The following is a 540-nucleotide window of genomic DNA, read 5'->3' as shown; positions in this document are numbered from 1 at the left end:
AGGGTCGTGAATCTGGGAAATGCGCAGCCCTGGATGCAATCTCAATACCGGTCGGCCTACCGACTGCGCTAATGAGGCAACTTTCATCCCTGCGACGCATCCCCCGAAACCGCCAGGGCTGATCCCCCGGAATGTCCCACCGCGCACCTTCTATGACAGCCATAGTGCTAATCAGCTGCCGTCGATACGACACACGAATCGGATCTTGGCCGGCTCGGTGGGGCCGCCGTCTTCCCAGTAGGCGCAGATTGTGGTGGGCGTGCAGACCTGGGGTGGCACCACAGCCGGGAACCGCGCAGCAGGGGTGGCGGTTCTCGAGCGCGCGGCTGGCGCCGATCGCCTGCCCGCCGCGTTCGAAAACCAGACTTGACGAGTGGCACTACAAGTCAGGTATCGGCGGTCGGACTCGCTCAGTGCCGAACCCAGATGCAGCACCGCGGCGCGCTGAGCGACGTCGATGTGAACCACCACCGTGGTGCTGGGCGTGCGGGCGGCGGACCGCCTCGGCGTCCCAGCCGGCCTCGACCAGACGCAGAAAGG

General features: G+C 65.6%; 1 protein-coding gene. It reads right to left on the bottom strand.

What is annotated here, in order from left to right:
• Positions 1-171: 171 nt before the first annotated feature.
• Entirely contained in the window at positions 172-468 is a 297-nt protein-coding gene (locus tag F6Q13_RS20070) for a hypothetical protein (protein ID WP_367141383.1), read from the bottom strand.
• Positions 469-540 lie beyond the last annotated feature (72 nt).

Source organism: Mycobacterium sp., assembly GCF_008709575.1.
Classification (GTDB): Bacteria; Actinomycetota; Actinomycetes; order Mycobacteriales; family Mycobacteriaceae; genus Mycobacterium.
Note: the sequence above shows the minus strand (reverse complement) of the source record. Positions and strands in the feature narration are given on the sequence as shown.